Here is a 3,312-nt window from a genome sequence, read left to right on the forward strand (position 1 = left end):
TTCTAAATCAGCTTTGAGTCCCCAGGTACTTTGATATCGTTCCTCTGCCATTTTCGCCATCAGTTTCATGACAATATCCGAAACGGCTTGAGGACAAGGTTCTCCCCTTTTGCTTCTCTCCCCCTCTGCTTCTCCTAAAAGATGAGGGGGTATTGGCTGTTTGGCGATATGACAATGCACCAGTTCCAACGCATCGGTACTTTCAAAAGGTAACTGTCCCGTCAGTAGTTCATAGAAGGCAACGCCGAGAGAGTAAAAGTCAGTGCGGTAATCTAAAGAACGATTCATTCGTCCCGTTTGCTCCGGTGAAATATAGGCTAAAGTGCCTTCTAAAATATTGGGATTTTTCAGGGTAGGATTTTCGCGGGTTAATTGAGTGGAGATACCAAAGTCGATGATTTTAATAATTTCTGTTTCTGGGTTAAAGACGATGTTGGCAGGATTAATATCTTTATGAATAATATTGGCAGTGTGAATCGCGCCCAATATCTCTGCTGTTTTGATGGCTAATTTGAAGAATTTCGCTAGAGATAAGACAGACCATACATCTACAGAGCCATTGAATAATTGCTTTAAGGATGATGCGCCAAAATCCTCTAAGATAATGACCAGAGTTTTTTTATAAGGTTCTAAGGCATAGGGTTTAACCACACCATCTATGTTCAGATTGCGGGTGATTTCATATTCCTGCTTGTATCGGGTTAGCTCAGAGGGGGCAGGATAATCTTCTTTGAGGACTTTCAGGATCAGCGGTTGGTTATCCTGTTCTCTGATTCCCCGATAGACAACAGAATTGTCACTTTCGTAAATTTGGGCTAAAACTTTAATTCCAGGAAGTCTAATCATGTTTGGCTCTCCATCTTTGGCAGTTATGAACGTTACGGGCGATGGTCAACGACTGCTGATAGTATTCAATCGCCTGGACATAGTTGCCTAGGGAAGTGTAAACATTTCGCAGATTACCCAATGCTGCCCCCTCACCTTAGCGGTCTTTAATCTCTCGGTAGATAATCAATGTCTGTTGACAAGACTCCAGGCTTCTTGAAATTGATTTGTCTGACCCCACTGAATTCATCGCTCCAACAACTTAGCATCGCAGCCAACAGGCTAGTATTTTTTCTACTATTCCTCTGAGCAATAGTCCGGACAGCTTTTATATGACCCAATGGCTTATTGTCGCTTGACTTTGAGCCGCTGTGGATAATTAAATCAATGTTAGCTCCACCCCTGACGCGGCATTTAATTCGACTTTTTTACGATCTTTACCCCGCGTAAGCTTGTAGTATCGTTCGCAAAACTGTCCGGAGTATTGTGACATATAATTTATATGCCGCAACAGCTTACTGTCAAAATTAGCATGGCCAAACAGCGATCGAAATCTGAGTTACCGACTAAGATGTGTCCGGTGTGCGATCGACCTTTTACTTGGCGCAAAAAATGGGCCGACTGCTGGGATGAGGTGAAATACTGTTCCGATCGCTGTCGCCGCCGCCGCAATAGCACAAAAAATTAAGAATGTCTTGCCATTTGCCAAACTGAGGCTAAGATTGCAAAGGAAAAATTTCACGGTTAGAAGTATGGCATCGCAACAGGTGCAACCAAAGCTAGTTATTCACGGCGGTGCAGGCAGTTCTCTACACAGCAAAGGCGGAATTGAGGCGGTTCGCAAATCGCTTTATGATGTTTTGGAGGCCGTTTATCCGCTGCTCAAAGACGGTGCGAGTGCGGTAGATGCGGTGATACAAGGCTGTCGGTTGTTGGAAGATGACCCGCGATTTAATGCCGGTACCGGTTCTGTGGTGCAGTCTGACGGACAAATTCGGATGAGTGCTTCGCTGATGGACGGTTTGCTGCAGCGTTTCAGCGGGGCGATTAATGTTTCTCGGGTTCAAAATCCGATCGAACTTGCTAAGTTTTTGCAGGCTGCGGACGATCGAGTATTGTCTGATTTTGGGGCGGCGGAATTGCTGCGAGAACTTCATTTGCCGATTTACGATCCGATGACGGATTTGCGTTTGCACGAGTGGATGCAGGAACGCCAAGGCAATTTTAGCAAGGCAATGGCTGATGTGGTGGCGGAACCTGCGGGTGTTGGTACGATCGGAGTCGTAGCTTTGGATTCCGCGGGGGGTTTGGCTGCTGCAACTTCGACGGGCGGCAAGGGTTTTGAGCGGATCGGGCGGGTGAGCGATTCGGCGATGCCGGCGGGAAATTACGCGACTGGTAATGCGGCGGTTAGCTGTACGGGTATCGGCGAGCACATTATGGATGAGTGTTTGGCGGCGCGGATTGTGATTCGGGTAACGGATGGTTTGAGTTTGAAGGCTGCTTTTGAGCGTTCTTTTGCGGAAGCTGACTCGCGCCAGCGGGATTTTGGGGCGATCGGGATTGATGCTAGCGGTGCGATCGCGATCGGCAAAACTAGCGAGGTAATTCTGGGTGCTTTTCACGACGGTACGCAAATGGGCGATACTTTGGAAGCCAACCAGGGAACGCTGGTTTTTGTTGCTTAGAAAAGCCGTTGGATTTTCGGCAATTAAACCCGATATTAATTGGTAATTCCTGTAAACGGTGCTTCTGGTCGATCGAGGGTAGAGGGTTAACGGCAGTTGACAGTTTATCGAGATTTACCGAGAATTTAATTACTAAATTCTCGGTAAATTAATCTACAGACTAATTAGCATTGGTGATTTCGATCGAAAAAAAAGACGCAACCTTTGAAGAAGACCTCGCCAGCAACGTTTCAGAAATAAATAACTCATTCAAAATCTTGCGAATTCTGTGCGAAGCGATTAAGATACAAAGATACAACCGCATTGAGAGGTCGAATCAATGACTACCCTAACTTATTGTAAAGGCTTGCCCACACCAGCAGATGAACTCAACGAACTAGGATTTACAGATTTCGAGATGTTCTTAGAAGCTTACGCCCCGATTTTTAGGGCCGCAAGTGTTGAAACAGTCAACCACTTACTTTTAAATACAGGATTCAAGAAGTCCGACTGGAACACACACTTGCAACAAACTTACGGTATCAATAAGCGCCACGCAAATGGCGTAATTAGCTCCGCCAAAGGTCGTGTAGACGGCGCTAAAGAACACAGGATTCTATATATAAAAACTCTTGAGGGGAAGATTAAATGGTTCTACCGAACCTAGTATGTAAAACTAACTAGCAAAATGCCAATGTAAGAAGCTCCTAAGAATAAAGTTGTCAAAATTTCTAAACCCATAAGCTTTTCTTTTGATGAGCTTTAATTTGTTATTAATTCCTTCCACAACTCCTTGAGTAGTCCTCCGATCAAAATACGC

At 45.2% G+C, this 3,312-nt stretch carries 6 protein-coding genes; 3 read left to right on the plus strand and 3 right to left on the minus strand.

Features of this window, described 5'->3' with window-relative positions; translation table 11 throughout:
• Both WBA89_RS29670 and WBA89_RS29675 read right to left on the minus strand, forming a co-directional pair.
• A partial coding sequence (locus WBA89_RS29670; RefSeq protein WP_424411239.1) for a serine/threonine protein kinase occupies nt 1-846 on the minus strand: 846 nt, incomplete at its 3' end.
• Nucleotides 839-967, minus strand: a complete 129-nt coding sequence (locus tag WBA89_RS29675) for a tetratricopeptide repeat protein (RefSeq protein WP_424411241.1) — start codon at nt 965-967, stop codon at nt 839-841. The genes WBA89_RS29670 and WBA89_RS29675, both read right to left, overlap by 8 nt.
• Nucleotides 968-1,357: 390 nt before the next feature.
• On the opposite strand from WBA89_RS29675, the gene WBA89_RS29680 reads away from it, so the two are divergent.
• From WBA89_RS29680 to WBA89_RS29690, 3 genes are all read left to right on the plus strand, one after another.
• Nucleotides 1,358-1,513 carry a DUF2256 domain-containing protein gene (locus WBA89_RS29680; protein ID WP_424411247.1) on the plus strand — a complete coding sequence of 52 codons (156 nt, stop codon included), beginning with the start codon at nt 1,358-1,360 and terminating at the stop codon, nt 1,511-1,513.
• 64 nt (nt 1,514-1,577) lie between these two features.
• Nucleotides 1,578-2,513, plus strand: a complete 936-nt coding sequence (locus WBA89_RS29685) for an isoaspartyl peptidase/L-asparaginase (RefSeq protein WP_424411243.1) — start codon at nt 1,578-1,580, stop codon at nt 2,511-2,513.
• A gap of 319 nt (nt 2,514-2,832) precedes the next feature.
• Complete coding sequence (locus tag WBA89_RS29690) at nt 2,833-3,159, plus strand: hypothetical protein (RefSeq protein ID WP_424411245.1); 327 nt, start codon at nt 2,833-2,835, stop codon at nt 3,157-3,159.
• Nucleotides 3,160-3,168: 9 nt separating this feature from the next.
• Here the strand turns inward: WBA89_RS29690 and WBA89_RS29695 are convergent.
• Nucleotides 3,169-3,312, minus strand: a 144-nt coding sequence (locus WBA89_RS29695) for a transposase (RefSeq protein WP_333375699.1), incomplete at its 5' end; no start/stop codon positions are given.

Source organism: Microcoleus sp. (assembly GCF_049646505.1).
In the GTDB taxonomy this organism is placed as follows: Bacteria; Cyanobacteriota; Cyanobacteriia; order Cyanobacteriales; family Microcoleaceae; genus Microcoleus.

Coding starts and splice junctions, on each gene's coding strand:
- WBA89_RS29690 (WP_424411245.1), top strand. CDS start 2,833: ATGACTACCCTAACTTATTGTAAAGGCTTGCCCACACCAGCAGATGAA.
- WBA89_RS29680 (WP_424411247.1), top strand. CDS start 1,358: ATGGCCAAACAGCGATCGAAATCTGAGTTACCGACTAAGATGTGTCCG.
- WBA89_RS29685 (WP_424411243.1), top strand. CDS start 1,578: ATGGCATCGCAACAGGTGCAACCAAAGCTAGTTATTCACGGCGGTGCA.